Raw genomic sequence first — 16,411 nt, forward strand, 5'->3', positions numbered from 1 at the left:
TCTCTTATTCATAAACTACGATTGGTACTCCTACACTAATATTATTATAAATGATTGCCGCCTTATCCTTCGGGGTGTTTACACAGCCATGAGAACCATTTGTGATATAGATCTGCCCGCCATACTGTGAACGCCAGCTTGCGTCATGGATTCCGACTCCTCCGGAAAACGGCATCCAGTATGTAACCGGTGATGCATATCCAGGTCCCTTCAAAACTGCCGGTGAACGCATGGCATCCAGTGCAAAGCATCCGGTTGGTGTGGAATGGCCCTTTCGGACACAGCCGGTAACTACCGGTGTATCTACCAGAAGCTGTCCGTCTTTATAGAATACCATTCTCTGGTTGGTCAGGTCAATCTCTACATATGTATTTCCGATATCATTGGTATCTCTGCAAAGTCCACTGTAAGCATACGCCGGCTGTCTCACTTCTGTAGTTCCTGCAAGAATGGCATTATAAAGCCATTCAGTCTCTGTGGTCTGATCGATAGCCCATCCGTAATCACCGCCCTTGATAGTCTTCTGGCGACCATCGTAGGTGGTAAATGTCCTCGTGCAGCCAAAGGTATCATATTTATATCCCAGGCTGTTCACATAAGCTGCAACCTGATCTTTATTTACTATATAATCTCCGTTTGCGTCCCTGACCAGCCAGTCTTTGATGGTATTTCGGTCAAGCTGTTCCGACCGGTCCGAAAAATCATAGGTGATCACGCAGCTGGTAAGCTTGTTCATCTGGTCACAATCTTTTTTCAGAGCTTCATCGTCTTTATATATCGATGGTTTTTTGTAGCAGTTTTTCTTTTCCAGACTAACTGTTTTGTCTCCTGCGGAAACAGCTGCACGGATCACCTTCTGAACCTTTTTTGTATCCAGAGTCGTTCCTTCTTTTTCCGGCTGGATCTCGTAGGTTTCGCCATTATCCTTAATGCATGCGTCTGCAGGCTTTTCCATATTGTCCTTCTGCATGCATTTCAGATTCTTCACAGCCTCTGTCAGCTTGTTCTGATCTTCATAAGCAGTATCCGTTGCCAGTGTATATTTTTTCTTCTGATTAAAAGCAAGGAACCATTTGTACCGGGCCTGTTTCTTGATCAGCTTTTTGGCTCCGCCATCCGGCTTGTAGACCAGGCCGGCTTCTTTTGCGGTAATGCTCTCTTTTCCGTTGTTTCTTGTCTCAACGGTAAGAACATATGCCTGCACTTCCTTTGCAAGAAGCTTTTCTGTTTCATCTGCAGTTTTATAGGAGCAGTTAAAACCATTCACCTGAGATCCCGGCAAAAAATGATCTGTAAAATAGTGTACACCATATCCATAAGCCCCTGCTGTAAGGATCAGCAGGATCATGATCAGTGCAATGACCAACTTTTTGCCTGTTTTCATTTTTTCTTTTTCCTCATCCATGAGCTCTCTCCAATAGTTATGACTGCCCGGTATTACGCATGCTGAAATACCGGGCAGTCTGATGTGATCGATTTATTTCTCCAGAAGTTTTTCCACACTTACAAGCTTCACACAGAGAACAAATACCTCTGCTGCCTTGCCAAGCTCCTCAACGCTTGGGTAGCTTGGCGCAATACGGATATTGCTGTCTTTCGGGTCCTTTCCATATGGATAGGTTGCGCCGGCTCCAGTCATAACAACGCCTGCTTCTTTTGCTTTGGCAACGATGGCTTTCGCACAGCCTTCCATAGAATCAAAGGAAATGAAATATCCGCCGTGAGGTTTGGTCCACTCACCGATTCCAAGTCCATTAAGTTCTTTATCCAGTGTTGCGAGAACAAGCTCGAATTTCGGACGAAGGATGTCTGCGTGTTTCTTCATATGCTCATGCAGTCCGTTGATATCTTTGAAGAAACGAACGTGACGAAGCTGGTTCAGTTTGTCGTGTCCGATGGTCTGTACGGTCATGTATTTGCGGAAGTCATCCAGGTTCGCTTTGGATGCAGCAACTGCTGCGATACCGGAACCAGGGAAGCTTACCTTGGAGGTAGAAGTAAATTTATAAACAATGTCCGGATTTCCTGCTTTTGCACACTCATCAAGAATCTCAAGAAGAAAATCCTGATTGTCATCATAGAGATGATGGATGCTGTAAGCGTTATCCCAGTAAATACGGAAGTCCGGTGCAGCCGGCTTCAGATGCGCAAAACGCTTAACTGTTTCTTCGGAATAAGTGTAGCCCTGCGGATTGGAATATTTCGGAACACACCAGATTCCTTTTACTGCCGGATCTTCATTGACATATTTCTCAACCATGTCCATATCCGGGCCTTCCTGAGTCATCGGAATGTTGATCATCTCAATGCCGAAAAATTCTGTGATACGGAAATGACGGTCGTATCCTGGTACAGGACAGAGGAATTTCACCTTGTCAAGCTTGCACCATGGTGTATTTCCCATTACTCCGTGGGAATAGGAACGTGCAATGGTATCGAACATTACATTCAGACTGGAGTTACCATAGATGATGATATTCTCTGGCTCTACCTCTGACATCTCACCGAGAAGTCTCTTGGCTTCCGGGATTCCGTCGATGACTCCATAGTTACGGCAGTCCACACCGGTCTCACATTTCAGATCTGCATCCCCTGCAAGTACTTCCATCATTTTCATGGAAAGATCAAGCTGATCCGGTGCAGGTTTACCACGGGACATATCCAGTGCCAGACCTTCGGCTTTGATCTCGTCAAACTCACGGTCAAGTTCTTTCTTTAAATCGAGTAGCTCTTCCCTGCTCATCTCACAATATTTTTTCATAAGTTTGCTTCTCCTCTTTTTGTGCACAGTTTCATATCTGCGGTTGCTGTGTTTCTTCTGTTAACGATTTCTGTCTGTCAGGAATTCTCTGCAAAATCTCTTCCGCAAAAAACAGCCACAGTTTCACGGAAGCGGGAAGCCTCTGCCCCGGCAGAAAATCTCTGCGTACATTTTAGTATGTAAAAGCGCTGTTGTCAAATCTTTCGTGGAAAATTCTGCACTTCTCTTGCACAGCATCCATTTTTCCTCTATACTGGAAAAAACATTATTATGGCGTTTTTATGGATTCACGTCCCGATCGGCCGGATCTGGTACAGTAATCTCCGGAAATGCTATATAAAAATGCTATATATATCTTATAAATTTACTATTATGAAAGAGGTATTGATCATCATGTGGATTGCAGATGGATGGAAAGAATATGAAGTTATTGATACATCAAAAGGAGAAAAGCTGGAGCGCTGGGGAGATTATCTTCTGGTTCGTCCGGACCCGCAGGTAATCTGGGATACTCCCCGCAAAAACCGTGGCTGGAAGCATATGAACGGACATTATCACAGAAGCAGCCGTGGCGGCGGTGAGTGGGAGTTCTTTGATCTGCCTCATCAGTGGGAGCTCCATTACAAAGACCTTACTTTTAATCTGAAGCCTTTCAGCTTCAAGCATACAGGACTTTTCCCGGAGCAGGCTGTGAACTGGGACTGGTTCGGTGAAAAGATCCGCAATGCAGGACGCCCGATCAAGGTGCTGAATCTTTTTGCCTATACCGGCGGCGCTACTCTGGCTGCAGCTGCAGCCGGCGCTTCCGTTACTCACGTGGACGCTTCCAAGGGTATGGTGAACTGGGCAAAAGAGAATGCTGCTGCTTCCGGACTTTCCGGTGCACCGATCCGCTGGCTTGTGGATGACTGCGTGAAGTTCGTAGAACGTGAGATCCGCAGAGGAAATCATTACGATGCGATCATTATGGACCCGCCTTCTTACGGCCGCGGACCTAAGGGCGAGATCTGGAAGATCGAGGATGCGATCCATCCGCTGATCAAGCTTTGTACGAAGATCCTCAGTGACGATCCGCTGTTTTTCCTGGTAAATTCCTATACTACAGGTCTTGCACCGGCTGTTCTGACTTATATGCTTGCTACGGAGCTGAAACCCTGGAAGGGTAATGTAGAGTCACAGGAGATCGGACTTCCTGTAACAGAAAGTGGTCTGGTTCTTCCTTGCGGAGCTTCCGGACGGTGGAGCTCCTCCCGGTAGGATAGAGATGTTGTGGCATCCTTATTAGCTGGCACTTTTTTTCTGCTGTTGCGAACTGCTGTGAGTTGGGGTTTTTCCTTTCAAGAGGACACTTTGGCGTGGGCAGGTTTGCGAGAAGGGGAAGCACTCGGAGTTAGCGAAGGCCGTCTCCCCTTCTCGCGCTCTTCCCTTCCTGGCCACGCCGTTGTTCGACGTTTTGGGATGTGATTCTGTATTGGCAGGATGATGGATTCTACTGTGTTGGATGTGACGCATTGTGCCAATTTTTATCCTTACTATTCACTGGTAATATCCCGCGAGGTGTTTTTTGTGAGCGAAGGTCACAGAAAACCCGAGACATACCGCGCGAATTTATACGATCAGTATAAATTCTGTGCATCGCGAAGCGTGTTACTGAGAACGGAGTGAAAAGTAATTTTTTATCAGGTATTTCTTTATATTTTCTGATTATTTATATTGAAACGCTTTTTTGATAGGTCTATAATATAGAAAAAAGGAGCGTGATCTTTATGAGTACGGAAACTACGAAGGATACTCTTCCTTTTACCTGCACGCCGGCTTATGACCGGGATGCCTGTAAGGGATGTGTCTGTTCTACCTGCTATGAGCAGGAATTTTGTGACCGGTGCAGCTCCTGTGTAGAGCAGGGACATCGGAAGGAACGATGCAATGCTTATGAGGGAGCCTACAATTACTAACCAAAAAAGGATCTGAAAAAGGCAGAACTATTTGTAAAATCTCGCCTTTTACAGATCCTTTTATTATTATCCACTATCCAACAGATCGGCACAGCCTCCCCTTCTCGACACCCCCGAATCCCGCACCCTGTCAGAACATTCACACCCACTACAACGCCGAACAGCGGCGTGGCCAGGAGGGGAAGAGCGCGAGAAGGGGAGACGGCCTTCGCAACTCCGAGTGCTTCCCCTTCTCGCAAATTACCGCCTTCCAAAAGGCCGAACCTTTATCCTAAAAATAAAAAAAATAAAAACATATAAAAAAAGAGACCGTCAGACCAATAAAGTCCAACAGTCTCAAAAAAGAAAAAAACTCTTTTTATTCTTACACTTTTTTATTTATTCTTAACTTTCTCAAGCATCTCCTCAGCTCTCTCAATCTCACTCTTCTCATCCTTCGGAAGAACAATATTAAGAATAATAGCAAACACTGCTGCCGGAACAATACCGGAACCGCCGAAGATCAGGCTGATCGCCTGTGGCAGATGCACCAGGATCGCTGTATTGGAGCCAAGTCCATAACCAAGACCAAGTGCTACGGAAACGATCGTAACATTTCTCGGTCCGATCGGCCACTTGGTGATTAACTGGATACCGCTAACAACAATGGATGAGAACATCATAACAGCAGCGCCGCCAAGAACGCTCTGCGGCATGATGGAGATCAGTGCAGCAAGCTTCGGGAACAGTCCGCATGCGATCAGGAAGATTCCTCCTGTAGCGATACAGAAACGGTTTACAACCTTATTCATTGCAACCAGACCAACGTTCTGACTGAAGGATGTGTTCGGAAGCACACCGAACAGTGCTGCGAAGGAAGATCCAAGTCCGTCACACATAACACCACCGGAAAGCTCTTTGTCTGTAGCCTCTCTTCCAAGACCACCCTCTGTGATTCCGGAAATATCACCAACTGTTTCAACTGCAGTTACAATAAACATGATCAGGATCGGCACGATCGCACGCGCGTCAAATACCCATTTTACAGGCATCAGTGCCGGTACCGCAAACCATTTTGCCTGAGCAACCTTGTCCCAGTTGAGAACCCAGGCCTTTGTAGCCTCCACAGTAGCACCTGTGTCATCTACATATGTAAATGTTGTAGGAAGTACCATAGCCATGATACTTACCAGAATGTATCCCACGATAATACCGATGAGGATTGAAGAAAAGCTTGTGAAGCCTTTTGTTCCATGCTTCAGTACAATGATCACGATCAGAACTACAAAGCCTACGAAAAGGTTTTCAAGAGAACCGTAATCCTTTGCGGAGCTTCCGCCACCGAAAGAACTGATTCCCACACCGATCAGTGAAAGACCGATTGAAAGTACAACCGTACCTGTTACAACAGATGGGAAAAATTTTCTCAAGGGCTTCAGAAAGCTTCCCAGAACAGTCTCAAAAAGACCGCCGATAAAGCAGGCTGCCATGATCGAACCATAGGCAACAATACCATTTCCCATGACTCCGGCAACACTCTGACATACACCGATGAAGCCTGAACTTGTTCCCATAACGATAGGAAGCTTGCCACCGACCGGTCCGATCGTAAAGACCTGTACAAGTGTAACAATTCCTGCGATCAGCATTGCATTCTGAAGTAATGCAACCTGAAGATCCCCTCCTGCTTCGATCCCGCAGGCCGCCGTAATGATCAGAAGCGGGGTAAGGTTACCCACAAACATGGCAAGCACGTGCTGCAGTCCAAGGGGAATTGCCACCTTAAGAGGCGGGCGTCCGTCCAGCTCATAAGGGCTGGCTGTGTTTTTCTCCTGTTTTTCCATAATGAATCCATCCTTTCTTTCCCTATGTCCTGACGATAACATAAAAAAGAAGGCAGTTATACCCACTGCTGAATATAACCGCCCTGTTATCTGTCAGTACACGTATCGTGTCTCTTCTGTTTCGACACTCTTATCTGAACTGTTATTTCAGACTCCTGAAAAACGGGTTCATTATACAGTATCCCAACATCTATATCAAGTGTTAATTAACAAGTTGTTGATTTTTTTGCAGCTTTTTTTGCCTGGCTCTCACTCCAGAGCTCATCGGCCTGTTTCTTCCATACCTCTGCATAGTGATCACATTTTGCACAGAGATGCTCCGCTGTTTCCGGAGACTGAAGATCTGTAGATTTCGCTCCTGCACGCTCAACCATCTTGCGGAGAAGTTCAGGATTTTCAAGCATCGGACATGGACGAAGCATGTTCTTATTGAACGGCTGACCTTTGTGATACTCCATAAAGATCGGACTCTTCAGTGCATCAAGGAGTGTACATTCTTTAATGTTCGCATTGGAGAAATGAATGAATACACAAGGATCCACGTCTCCGTTTGCATTGATATGGAGGTAACGACGGCCACCTGCGATACATCCGCCTACATACTCTGCATCATTCTGGAAGTCCATAGTGAAAAGAGATTTTGTGGCACGGAATTTGCGGACGCTGTCGTACATTTTGATTCTCTGCTCCGGTGTGGGAAGGAGATCTGCTGCTGCATCATTTCCAACCGGCATATAGTGGAAGAACCATGCAAAATAAGCTCCACACTCGATCAGATGATCAAAATACTCCTCACTGCTTACTGCATCTACGTTTGCGGATGTGTAGCATGTGGAAACACCGAACGGAAGGCCGTGACTCTTCAGAAGCTCCATGGCGTGCATAACCTTCTGGTATACGCCATCTCCACGACGTCCGTCTGTAGTTGCCTCTGTTCCCTCAAGGCTGATAGCCGGAACGAAGTTTTTCACACGGAGCATTTCCTGACAGAATTCTTCGTCAATAAGAGTTCCGTTTGTGAAGGAAAGGAACTCGCAGTCCGGATTCATCTCACAGATCTTAATGAGATCCTTTTTGCGGACCAGTGGCTCACCGCCTGTGTAGATGTACATATAGGTTCCCAGTTCTTTACCCTGTTTTACGATAGAATCGATGGTCTCAAGATCCAGGTTCAGCTTATGTCCATACTCTGCTGCCCAGCATCCTGTGCAATGAAGGTTACATGCGCTGGTAGGATCAAGAAGAATTGCCCACGGTACATTGCAGTCATTCTCTTCTGATACCTTTTCCTGCGTTGCGCTTCCCTTAAGACTGGCATTTACAATAAAGTTGCGGAAAAATGTCTGGCGTACGCCTGCATCCAGCTGATACATACGAAGGATCAGCTGATACCAGTTGTCCTTTGCCTCGATGGAGTGACGGATCGCATTTCTCTGTCCTGCATACCAGCCATCCGGTGTTACTTTATCAACCATTTCCATGATCTTCGGTATATTTGTCTCCGGATCCTTCTCAAGATAATCCAGTGCTTTTGTTACGGTAGCTGCGATCGCTGCCTGTTTTGCTTTGTCTACGATTCCCATACTCTATTTCCTCCTATGTTATTATCTAAAGTGATTGGTTATTTTTATGTTTATGTTTAAAGCCGACTCTTGATGATCTTGATCGTCAGGATCCCGACCCATAGATTGAGGATCCCTTCCAGTAAAATGGAAAATCCTACCAACACCATCATCATAGCTGCTGCTTCAAATGGTCTGATAAAAACCAGAACTCCGATCACTCCGGTGACCAGTGCGATCAGCAGGATCTGCCACCACAACGCCAGACCGAATCTCTTCGCATCTACAGACATCTGGATCTTAAACAGGGCATCTGCCAGAATCAGGATTCCGAACACGGAAAAAATAAGATCCACTGCGAAATTTTTTCTGGCTATCAGGATCACTCCCACTGCCATCAGCAAGATCCCGAAAGCCAGATCAAACTGAAATGCCAGACAGAAAGCATCTCTCGTGAAATATCCGCTGATCTTAATAGCTCCGTACAGGATCAGCATGATTCCCATAAGCACGCACAGCATTTTTACAGAGCTTTTGGGCCTTGCCATCAGAAAAATACCCAGCACACAGAACAGTAATGACATGACGATGTAGATGTTTTTTACAAGCTTCAGCTGTTTCAGGTCATCCATACGTTCCCTCCTTGATAATTTTTTCTCATTTATTGTACTGAATTATACATCTCTGTGTCGTTTAAAAAAACAGACAAAAAAGAGCCAGTGCCTAAATTTCAGACACCAGCTCAAAATTAACCGTTTCTATACCTTAATAATATTCGAGGACATTCCTGTTCTACAGCTAAATGGATATTTTTAATCTTCATTTAGTTGAGATCATAGCTTTTATTTCAGATTTTTGTACTGACTCTCAAGGCTCTTCTCGTAAATATACTCCAGCTTATGCATATCTGACAGGATATCATAATCCATATCATGCCGTAGCCAGTCCAGGATCACTCCCACAAATACACATTTATAATACCGGCTTATAAGATGCCTATCTTCCTGATCCATTTCAAAGTCTCCGACCGCCCTGCTGATCAGCTCCTCCACCACACGCTCTGCGGCATAATCCAGATAATCGGCAAATACATCCCTCTGGATCGAGCGGTACAGATGTATCATGGCTTTTTTGTTCTTCTGAACTGCGTTGACAAGGATTTCCATACAGTCGCTGACTGATTCCGGTGCTTTCTGATCCTTCAGAATGTCATTCAGCTCTTCCTTTACCATTGCTTCCACTGCATCCGGAATATCTCTGAAATGGTAGTAAAATGTATTCCTGTTTACTCCACAGCGTTCCACGATGTCCTTTACCGTAATCTTGGACAATGGTTTTTCGTTCATAAGTTCCGTCAGTGTATGCAGTATGATCTGTCTTGTAAAACCTGGCATTTTCTCTCCCCCATCACAAGCTTTCCTCGGGTTATTTCCTTATTATGTCATAAAAATAACATACTTTCAAGCAACAACATGTTCGAAAATGTCCATAAATCCCCGGAGATCTTTCTCTCGATAACTGTCCCATGACCTGGCTGAACAAGGTTTTGTCAGATCTCTTCTTTCTGTTCCTGCACTTTTTTCTCTGGCTGAACATGAACGATTCCCTCCACAACGGTATGGTTTCTGACCTGATTTACCACAATATCCAGGTTTTTCCAGCTGCATCGGAACTGTTCTCCGTCCTCCGGTACACGTTCCAGAACTCCGCAGACAAAGCCGCTGAAAGTATCATATTTTTCTACAGGAAGCTCCACATTTATGACCTCTGCCACATCATCCAGGATCGCTCCTCCCTGTATTTTCCAGATATGTTCTCCTGTTTTCTCAATATCATCCGGCTTCGGCAGATCTGTCCTGTCGTCAATATCTCCCACCAGCGTCTCCACAAGATCATGCAGAGTGACAATTCCTACAAAGCAGCCATATTCATCCAGCACTACTGCAAAATAATCCCGTTTTTCCCTCATTTCCCGGAAGATCAGGTTGGCACGCATGGATTCCGGTACAAAAAACGGCGAATAACAGGCATGATGCAGAACAGCTTCTCTGGATCTGTCATCCAGGCGGAAATAATCTCTGGTGTCCAGAATATGGATAATATCATCCTGATCTTCCCCGCATACCGGATAAAAGGTGTGACGGTTCTCTCTGATGATCCGTTCCCATTCCTCATCGGAGTCTTCCATATAGAGGACAACCACATCTCTTCTGTGTGTACAGATCTCATCTGCCGCAGTATCATCCAGGTCAAAAACATTCTGGATCATCTCGCTTTCTTCCTGCTGGATGCTGCCCTGTTCATTTCCCTCTGTAAGCAGCATACGGATCTCTTCCTCTGTGGCCTGCTCCTCTTTTTCTTCCGGTTTGATCCCCATCAGATACAGCACACCATTGGCAGTTACTGTCAGAAGTGCAGTAGCCGGCCAGACTGCGATCATCGCGATCTTAAGAAGTCCTGCCAGACGCAGAGACAGCTCATCCGGATTTTTCATTCCCAGACGTCTTGGCACCAGTTCTCCGAACAGAAGACTTACATAGGAAAGCAGTATGGTCACAATGATCATGCATACGATCTTCAGAACATTCTGTGGTACATCTATCCCTGTCTTTATCAGTGCCTCTGTCATCGGCTGTGCAAAATATTCTGCCGCAAAAGCGCTCTGCAGAAATCCTGCCGTAGTTACCGTTACACGGATCGCTGTCATAAAATGTGCCGGCTGTTCTGTAAGCTTTATCAAAATCTGCGCCCGGTGATCTCCCTCTTCTGCCAGCTCCTTCATCTTCGCTTCATTCATGGACAGAACCGCCATTTCCGCACCTGCGAAAACAGAATTCAGAAAGATCAGGAACACCAATAAAACAATTGCCTGTATCATATTTTTATTCCCCTCAGTATAGTCGTCCGGAATTATTCCGAACCAATTATAATACAGAAAGCGGACCGTTATCATCCGCTTTCCTGTTGCTTATTCTGATTATTATTACATAAGATAGCATAACCCTTCCAGTCTGTCAAACCATCAACCTCCAACTAGCAATATACTACGATATAAAAAACAGCAGATGCATACAACAGAACGGCCGTTCATCTTCCACTCTGCTGCATGCCTATGAACATCATCGCTGCACGACCTATGTTCACTCTGCTGCTTCCTCTTCCATATGATGTTTCGGAAATTCCATAATGATCTCGGTTCCCTGTCCCGGTTCACTGTTAAGCCACAGCCTGCCGTTCAGAGTTTTTACCCCGTGCTTCACAATAGAAAGGCCAAGGCCGGTTCCGCCGATTTCCTTGGAATGGCTTTTGTCCACCCGATAAAAGCGTTCAAAAATGCGTTCCTGATCTTCCTTCGGAATACCGATCCCTGTATCCCGCACATTCACGCGAACTGCATCCTCGCCATCCTTCAGTCTCACAAAGACCTCTCCACCCCGGCGGTTATATTTGACAGCATTATCGCAGACATTATAGAGAACCTCTTCCATGATCGTCGGCACTGTATCCAGCACTGTACTTCCGCCTTCCATATACATATGCACTTCCTGCTTTTCGGCAGCTTCATGTAAGGTAGAAAAAATATCATGAGTCAGACTGTAAAGATCCAGTTTTTCCCACTGATACGGCAATCCGCCTTCATCCAGACGGGAGATCCGGATCACATCTCCAACCAGACGGATCAGTCTCTGCGCTTCCTTATAGATGCGTCCTGCAAAAACCTTCACATCCTCATCCTTCACAAATCCGTCCTGCATGATCTCAGCAAATCCGGAAATGGAAGTCAGCGGCGTTTTCAATTCATGGGAAACATTGGCGGAAAATTCTCTTCGCAGCTGTTCCCTTTCTACTTTTTCGGTCACATCCACCAGAAGGATCACCGCACCCTCTGTCTTATTTTCTCTTGTGACAGGATTGGCGATCACCTGAATCTCACTGCCATCCAGACGAAGGATCTTGTTCTCATGCTTTCCTTCAAGGACCTGCCCAACGACACCTCGAAACTCCTCCGAGCGGTTCAGAAGATATACACTTTCTCCTGTTTTGATCTCCTTTACTTTAAGAAGCTTTCCCACACTGGAGTTGACAGAAAGTACCATGGTATAACGGTCGATCACAAGAAGTCCCTCCTGCATGTTCTCCGTGATAATAGAAAATTCTTTCTGCTGTCTTCTGGCTGCCTCAAGCTGCAGACGGATCTGCCGGCTCTGTCTGCCGATCTTGCTAAGAAGCGGCTGTACCTCATCATAGGCATCATTCTCATCCGGATGCTCCAGATCAAGCCCATTAAGAGGTTCCACAACCTTCCCGGAAAGCCTGGATGCAAATACGCCGGACAGGAGCAGCATAAGTATCAGAACTGCAGCAAAAGGCGGAAGCAGCTGCAGGAGCAGCATCCATACAGAAGCCTGGTTACTGGAAACTCTCAGCACATTGCCATTTTCAAGGCGTACTGCATAATACATTGTTTTTTCGGAAAGCGTGGATGACATTCTTTCATCCGCACCTTCTCCGTTAATCTCTGCTTCACGGATCTCCTTGCGATGTCCGTGATTATCCATGCTTTCCACATTTGCCTCATTGTCGTAGATAACTTTTCCACTTTCATCCACATAGGTGATCCTGGACTCCTCATCATTCAGCTTCTTCAGATAATCCGTCCCGGCACTTTCCACACCTCTGGAAATATACACGGCTTCTTTCTTCAGCTCACCCATCAGCTGTCCCTGAAAATAGTGATAAAGGATCCCCACGACAAATGCCAGTCCCAGTACTGTGATCAGTGATGAAACCAGCATGATATACTTAAATATTTTTTTACTCAAAGCTCAGCCCTTTCCTTTCTCCGAAATCTATATAGCATTTTACAAAAGCAATGTAAAAATAATTATCCGGAAAAAGTTAAATCCTTGTAAATTTCATCACATTATAAAAAGTGCTGTGATATCCTTTCAATACCACAGCACTTTTTTACAATAATGCAACTCTTTGCAATCTGCTCTTACTTATTTCTATTCCTCAACAAAATAGTTATCTGTATGGCTGGAACCGCTTCTGTGGTTTCCTGTGATGGAATATTCCACCCACTCTGCAATGTTCACAGCGTGATCACCGATACGCTCGAAATATTTTGCAGCCATAAGGATATCCAGACCGATGCTTGCATCCGGCTTTCCGTTATTCAGGACCTCGGCCAGCTTTTCCTTAATATCATTGAAGGCATCGTCCACCTTATCATCATCGTCAATAACCTTTCTGCAAAGCTCAAGATCACCCTTTACAAAGGCATCGATGCTTTCTGTAACCATCCGGACAGTATCCTCTGCCATCTTCCGGATATTAATGATATCTCCGGTAACTGCTTTGTCCTCGATATGCTTGGAAAGATCCGCAATATCTGCTGCCTGATCACCGATGCGTTCCATATCGGAGATCATCTTCAGCGCTGCGGAAATGGATCGCAGATCTCCGGCTACCGGATGCTCATGAAGAAGAAGCTTCATGCAGAGATTTTCAATCTCTCTTTCCTGTGCATCGATTTCTTTTTCCGCCTCAAAGATCTTGCCAATGAGAGTCATCCCGCCTTCACCCTGAATAGCTTTGGCAGAAAGTGAAATTGCTTTTTCACAGAGACTTCCCATGGTGATCAGTCCCACGTGAAGCTCTTCCAGCTGTCTTACAAAACGTTCTGACATAATCTCAACCAAACCTTCCTGTAATATAATCCTCTGTACGCTTATCTGCCGGCATGGAGAACAGCTTGTCTGTATCCGCAAATTCCACAACCTCACCAAGAAGGAAAAATGCTGTCTTGTCGGAGATACGGGTTGCCTGCTGCATGTTATGTGTGACCATGACAATGGTGTAATCCTTTTTAAGCTCTACTGCCAGATCCTCGATCTTGGAAGTGGAGATCGGGTCCAGGGCAGATGTGGGCTCATCCATAAGAAGCACCTCCGGCTGTACTGCCAGGGCGCGGGCAATGCAGAGACGCTGCTGCTGTCCGCCCGACATTCCAAGAGCACTTTTTTTCAGGCGGTCCTTGACCTCATCCCAGATGGCCGCATCACGGAGAGATTTTTCCACGATCTCGTCCAGCTTCGCCTTGGAACGGATACCGTGTGTTCTCGGGCCGTATGCAATGTTATCATAAATGCTCATCGGGAACGGATTGGGCTTCTGGAATACCATTCCCACACGTTTACGCAGAAGATTCACGTCCATATCTCCGTAAATATCTTCCCCGTCAAGCTCTACCTTTCCTGTGATGGTACAGCCCTCCACAAGGTCGTTCATACGGTTTAAGGATTTCAGAAGTGTGGATTTACCACAGCCGCTTGGTCCGATAAATGCTGTGATCTCTTTTTCCGGGATCTCCATATTGATTCCCTTCAGGGCATGAAAGCTTCCGTAATGGAGATTCATATTGTCAATTGAAATTTTTGTATTTTCACTCATGATCGATCATTATCCTTTCGCAATTTTTCTGGCTACCAGACCGGACAGTCCGTTGATAACAAGTACAAATGCCAGAATGACTACTGCTGTTGCAGATGCCTGGTTTACATGAAGTCCCTCGCTGGAAAGCACATACATGTGAAGTGCCAGGGTACGTCCGGAACCCATCAGGCTGTTTGGAACTGCCGCAACAGTACCGGAGGTATAAAGAAGTGCTGCTGTCTCGCCTACCACACGTCCGATGGCCAGGATCACACCTGCCAGGATTCCGGGAACTGCGGAGGGAAGTACGATAGTAAAAATAGTACGGAGCTTGCCTGCTCCAAGTCCGAAGCTTGCCTCACGGTAAGAATCCGGAACGGATTTCAGCGCTTCCTCAGCGGTACGCATGATCAGGGGAAGTACCATGATCACCATGGTCAGGGCACCGGAAAGAAGAGACATGCCCCAATGCAGTGCAGTTACAAAGAACAGCATACCGAACAGACCATATACGATAGATGGAATACCGGAAAGTGTTTCTGCGGTGATACGGATCAGTTTTACAAAACGGCTGCCTTTTTTTGCATATTCTACAAGGAAGATCGCTGCAAAAATTCCTACCGGAGCGGCAATCGCCAGAGATACCAGTGTCATGATCAGGGTATTGATCAGTGACGGGAGAAGGGAAACATTCTCTGAGGTATAGGTAAGGCTGAACAGACTTGCATTCAGATAAGGAATACCTTTTACAAGCACATAGCCGATCAGGAAGAACAGCAGTGCAAAAGTGATCACTGCTCCCAGCAATGTGAGGAATGCCAGGACTCCTGCGCCAGGATGTCTTGCATAAGACTTCAGCTGATCTCCTATGGTAAGTGTATTCCTTTTTTTCATGGTTGTTTCTACCGCAGGATCCGCGGCTACTGATACATTAGTTTGCATGCTCCGCCCTCCTGTTCAGCAGTGAAAGACTTAAGTTGATGATCAGGATAAATACAAAGAGTACAACTCCTGTTGCGATCAGTGCTTCTCTGTGAAGTCCTGATGCATATCCCATCTCTGTTACGATGTTTGCAGTCATGGTACGGACACCCTGAAGAAGTCCCTTCGGCATACGTGGCTGGTTTCCGGCTACCATGATCACGGCCATGGTCTCACCGATGGCACGTCCGATCCCAAGGACAACGCCTGCCAGGATTCCGGACTTTGCTGCCGGAAGCATAACAAAGAAAATGCTTCTTTCTTTTGTTGCGCCAAGCGCAAGTGAGCCTTCATAATAGCTTTCCGGAACGCTTCGTACTGCCGATTCCGTAACTCCGATGATCGTCGGAAGGATCATGATTCCCAGAAGGATACATGCTGCCAGCATACTGCTTCCGGTTCCTCCGAACAGCTGGCGGATCAGCGGTACCAGGAGAACCAGACCAAAATAGCCATATACGATGGATGGAACGCCTGCCATAAGCTCAATACCGGATTTCAGTGGTTTATAGATTTTTTTCGGGCAATATCTTGCCATGAATACGGATGTAAAAAGTGCGATCGGCACTCCGATAAGGATTGCTCCTGCAGTTACATAAATACTTGCCACGATCATTGGCAGGATTCCGAATTTATCGTTTGTTGGTCTCCATTCTGTTCCGAAGAGGAATTTTAAGGGACCGATCTTTCCCATTGCAGGAAGACCGTTTGCAAAAAGGAACACGCAGATAAGAAATACTGCAAGAACCGACGCACAGGCCGCAATGAGAAAAACGACCTTCATGGCCTTTTCTCCTAAATGATTCATAAGACACCTTTCTCTCTGTCCCAGTGGATATCCACTGTGCTGATATATAACGGAGCGGCTTTCCTGACCTTGTCATGATCGCC

The 16,411-nt window shown here is 46.0% G+C and carries 14 protein-coding genes; 2 read left to right on the top strand and 12 right to left on the bottom strand.

Translation table 11 applies throughout. The annotated features are described in order from the left end of the window. Positions 1 to 4: 4 nt before the first annotated feature. Together CCC70_RS07215 and CCC70_RS07220 are read right to left on the bottom strand one after the other, a co-directional pair. Positions 5 to 1,405 (bottom strand): L,D-transpeptidase family protein, encoded by a 1,401-nt coding sequence (locus CCC70_RS07215; RefSeq protein WP_287084552.1) that lies wholly within the window; start codon positions 1,403 to 1,405, stop codon positions 5 to 7. 72 nt (positions 1,406 to 1,477) lie between these two features. Beyond that, complete coding sequence (locus CCC70_RS07220) at positions 1,478 to 2,761, bottom strand: aminotransferase class I/II-fold pyridoxal phosphate-dependent enzyme (protein WP_022427351.1); 1,284 nt, start codon at positions 2,759 to 2,761, stop codon at positions 1,478 to 1,480. Between the two features lie 393 nt (positions 2,762 to 3,154). Here CCC70_RS07220 and CCC70_RS07225 point away from each other — a divergent pair, with 393 nt between their 5' ends. Then, a complete protein-coding gene (locus tag CCC70_RS07225) occupies positions 3,155 to 4,018 on the top strand; it encodes a class I SAM-dependent methyltransferase (protein ID WP_092069884.1) in 864 nt (287 codons plus the stop codon). A gap of 509 nt (positions 4,019 to 4,527) precedes the next feature. Further along, complete coding sequence (locus tag CCC70_RS07230; RefSeq protein ID WP_015526276.1) at positions 4,528 to 4,716, top strand: hypothetical protein; 189 nt, start codon at positions 4,528 to 4,530, stop codon at positions 4,714 to 4,716. Positions 4,717 to 5,090: 374 nt separating this feature from the next. On the opposite strand, the gene CCC70_RS07235 is transcribed toward CCC70_RS07230, so the two are convergent. The 10 genes from CCC70_RS07235 to pstC all read right to left on the bottom strand — a co-directional run bounded on the left by CCC70_RS07235 (position 5,091) and on the right by pstC (position 16,328). Continuing rightward, a complete protein-coding gene (locus CCC70_RS07235; protein WP_118752848.1) occupies positions 5,091 to 6,539 on the bottom strand; it encodes a uracil-xanthine permease family protein in 1,449 nt (482 codons plus the stop codon). A 206-nt stretch (positions 6,540 to 6,745) separates the two neighbouring features. Beyond that, positions 6,746 to 8,122, bottom strand: coding sequence for a radical SAM protein (locus CCC70_RS07240; protein ID WP_278603460.1), 1,377 nt, complete (start codon positions 8,120 to 8,122; stop codon positions 6,746 to 6,748). A 56-nt stretch (positions 8,123 to 8,178) separates the two neighbouring features. Next, positions 8,179 to 8,733, bottom strand: a complete 555-nt coding sequence (locus CCC70_RS07245) for an HdeD family acid-resistance protein (RefSeq protein WP_015526279.1) — start codon at positions 8,731 to 8,733, stop codon at positions 8,179 to 8,181. 210 nt (positions 8,734 to 8,943) lie between these two features. Beyond that, positions 8,944 to 9,495 carry a TetR/AcrR family transcriptional regulator C-terminal domain-containing protein gene (locus CCC70_RS07250; RefSeq protein WP_287084554.1) on the bottom strand — a complete coding sequence of 184 codons (552 nt, stop codon included), beginning with the start codon at positions 9,493 to 9,495 and terminating at the stop codon, positions 8,944 to 8,946. Positions 9,496 to 9,650: 155 nt separating this feature from the next. Continuing rightward, positions 9,651 to 10,979, bottom strand: coding sequence for a hemolysin family protein (locus CCC70_RS07255; protein WP_287084556.1), 1,329 nt, complete (start codon positions 10,977 to 10,979; stop codon positions 9,651 to 9,653). A gap of 262 nt (positions 10,980 to 11,241) precedes the next feature. Then, positions 11,242 to 12,924 carry a sensor histidine kinase gene (locus CCC70_RS07260; RefSeq protein WP_330577148.1) on the bottom strand — a complete coding sequence of 561 codons (1,683 nt, stop codon included), beginning with the start codon at positions 12,922 to 12,924 and terminating at the stop codon, positions 11,242 to 11,244. Positions 12,925 to 13,110: 186 nt separating this feature from the next. After that, the gene (phoU, locus tag CCC70_RS07265; RefSeq protein ID WP_278603457.1) at positions 13,111 to 13,794 is read right to left on the bottom strand and encodes a phosphate signaling complex protein PhoU; all 684 of its coding nucleotides are present in this window, start codon (positions 13,792 to 13,794) and stop codon (positions 13,111 to 13,113) included. A gap of 4 nt (positions 13,795 to 13,798) precedes the next feature. Further along, positions 13,799 to 14,557, bottom strand: coding sequence for a phosphate ABC transporter ATP-binding protein PstB (gene pstB, locus CCC70_RS07270; RefSeq protein WP_015526284.1), 759 nt, complete (start codon positions 14,555 to 14,557; stop codon positions 13,799 to 13,801). 9 nt (positions 14,558 to 14,566) lie between these two features. After that, positions 14,567 to 15,481, bottom strand: coding sequence for a phosphate ABC transporter permease PstA (gene pstA, locus CCC70_RS07275; protein ID WP_195567273.1), 915 nt, complete (start codon positions 15,479 to 15,481; stop codon positions 14,567 to 14,569). After that, positions 15,471 to 16,328, bottom strand: coding sequence for a phosphate ABC transporter permease subunit PstC (gene pstC / locus CCC70_RS07280; RefSeq protein ID WP_118061759.1), 858 nt, complete (start codon positions 16,326 to 16,328; stop codon positions 15,471 to 15,473). The genes pstA and pstC overlap by 11 nt, the downstream gene beginning before the upstream one ends. Positions 16,329 to 16,411: the final 83 nt, after the last annotated feature.

Source organism: Blautia sp. LMAG:89 (assembly GCF_008679485.1).
Taxonomy (GTDB): Bacteria; Bacillota; Clostridia; order Lachnospirales; family Lachnospiraceae; genus Blautia_A; species Blautia_A fusiformis.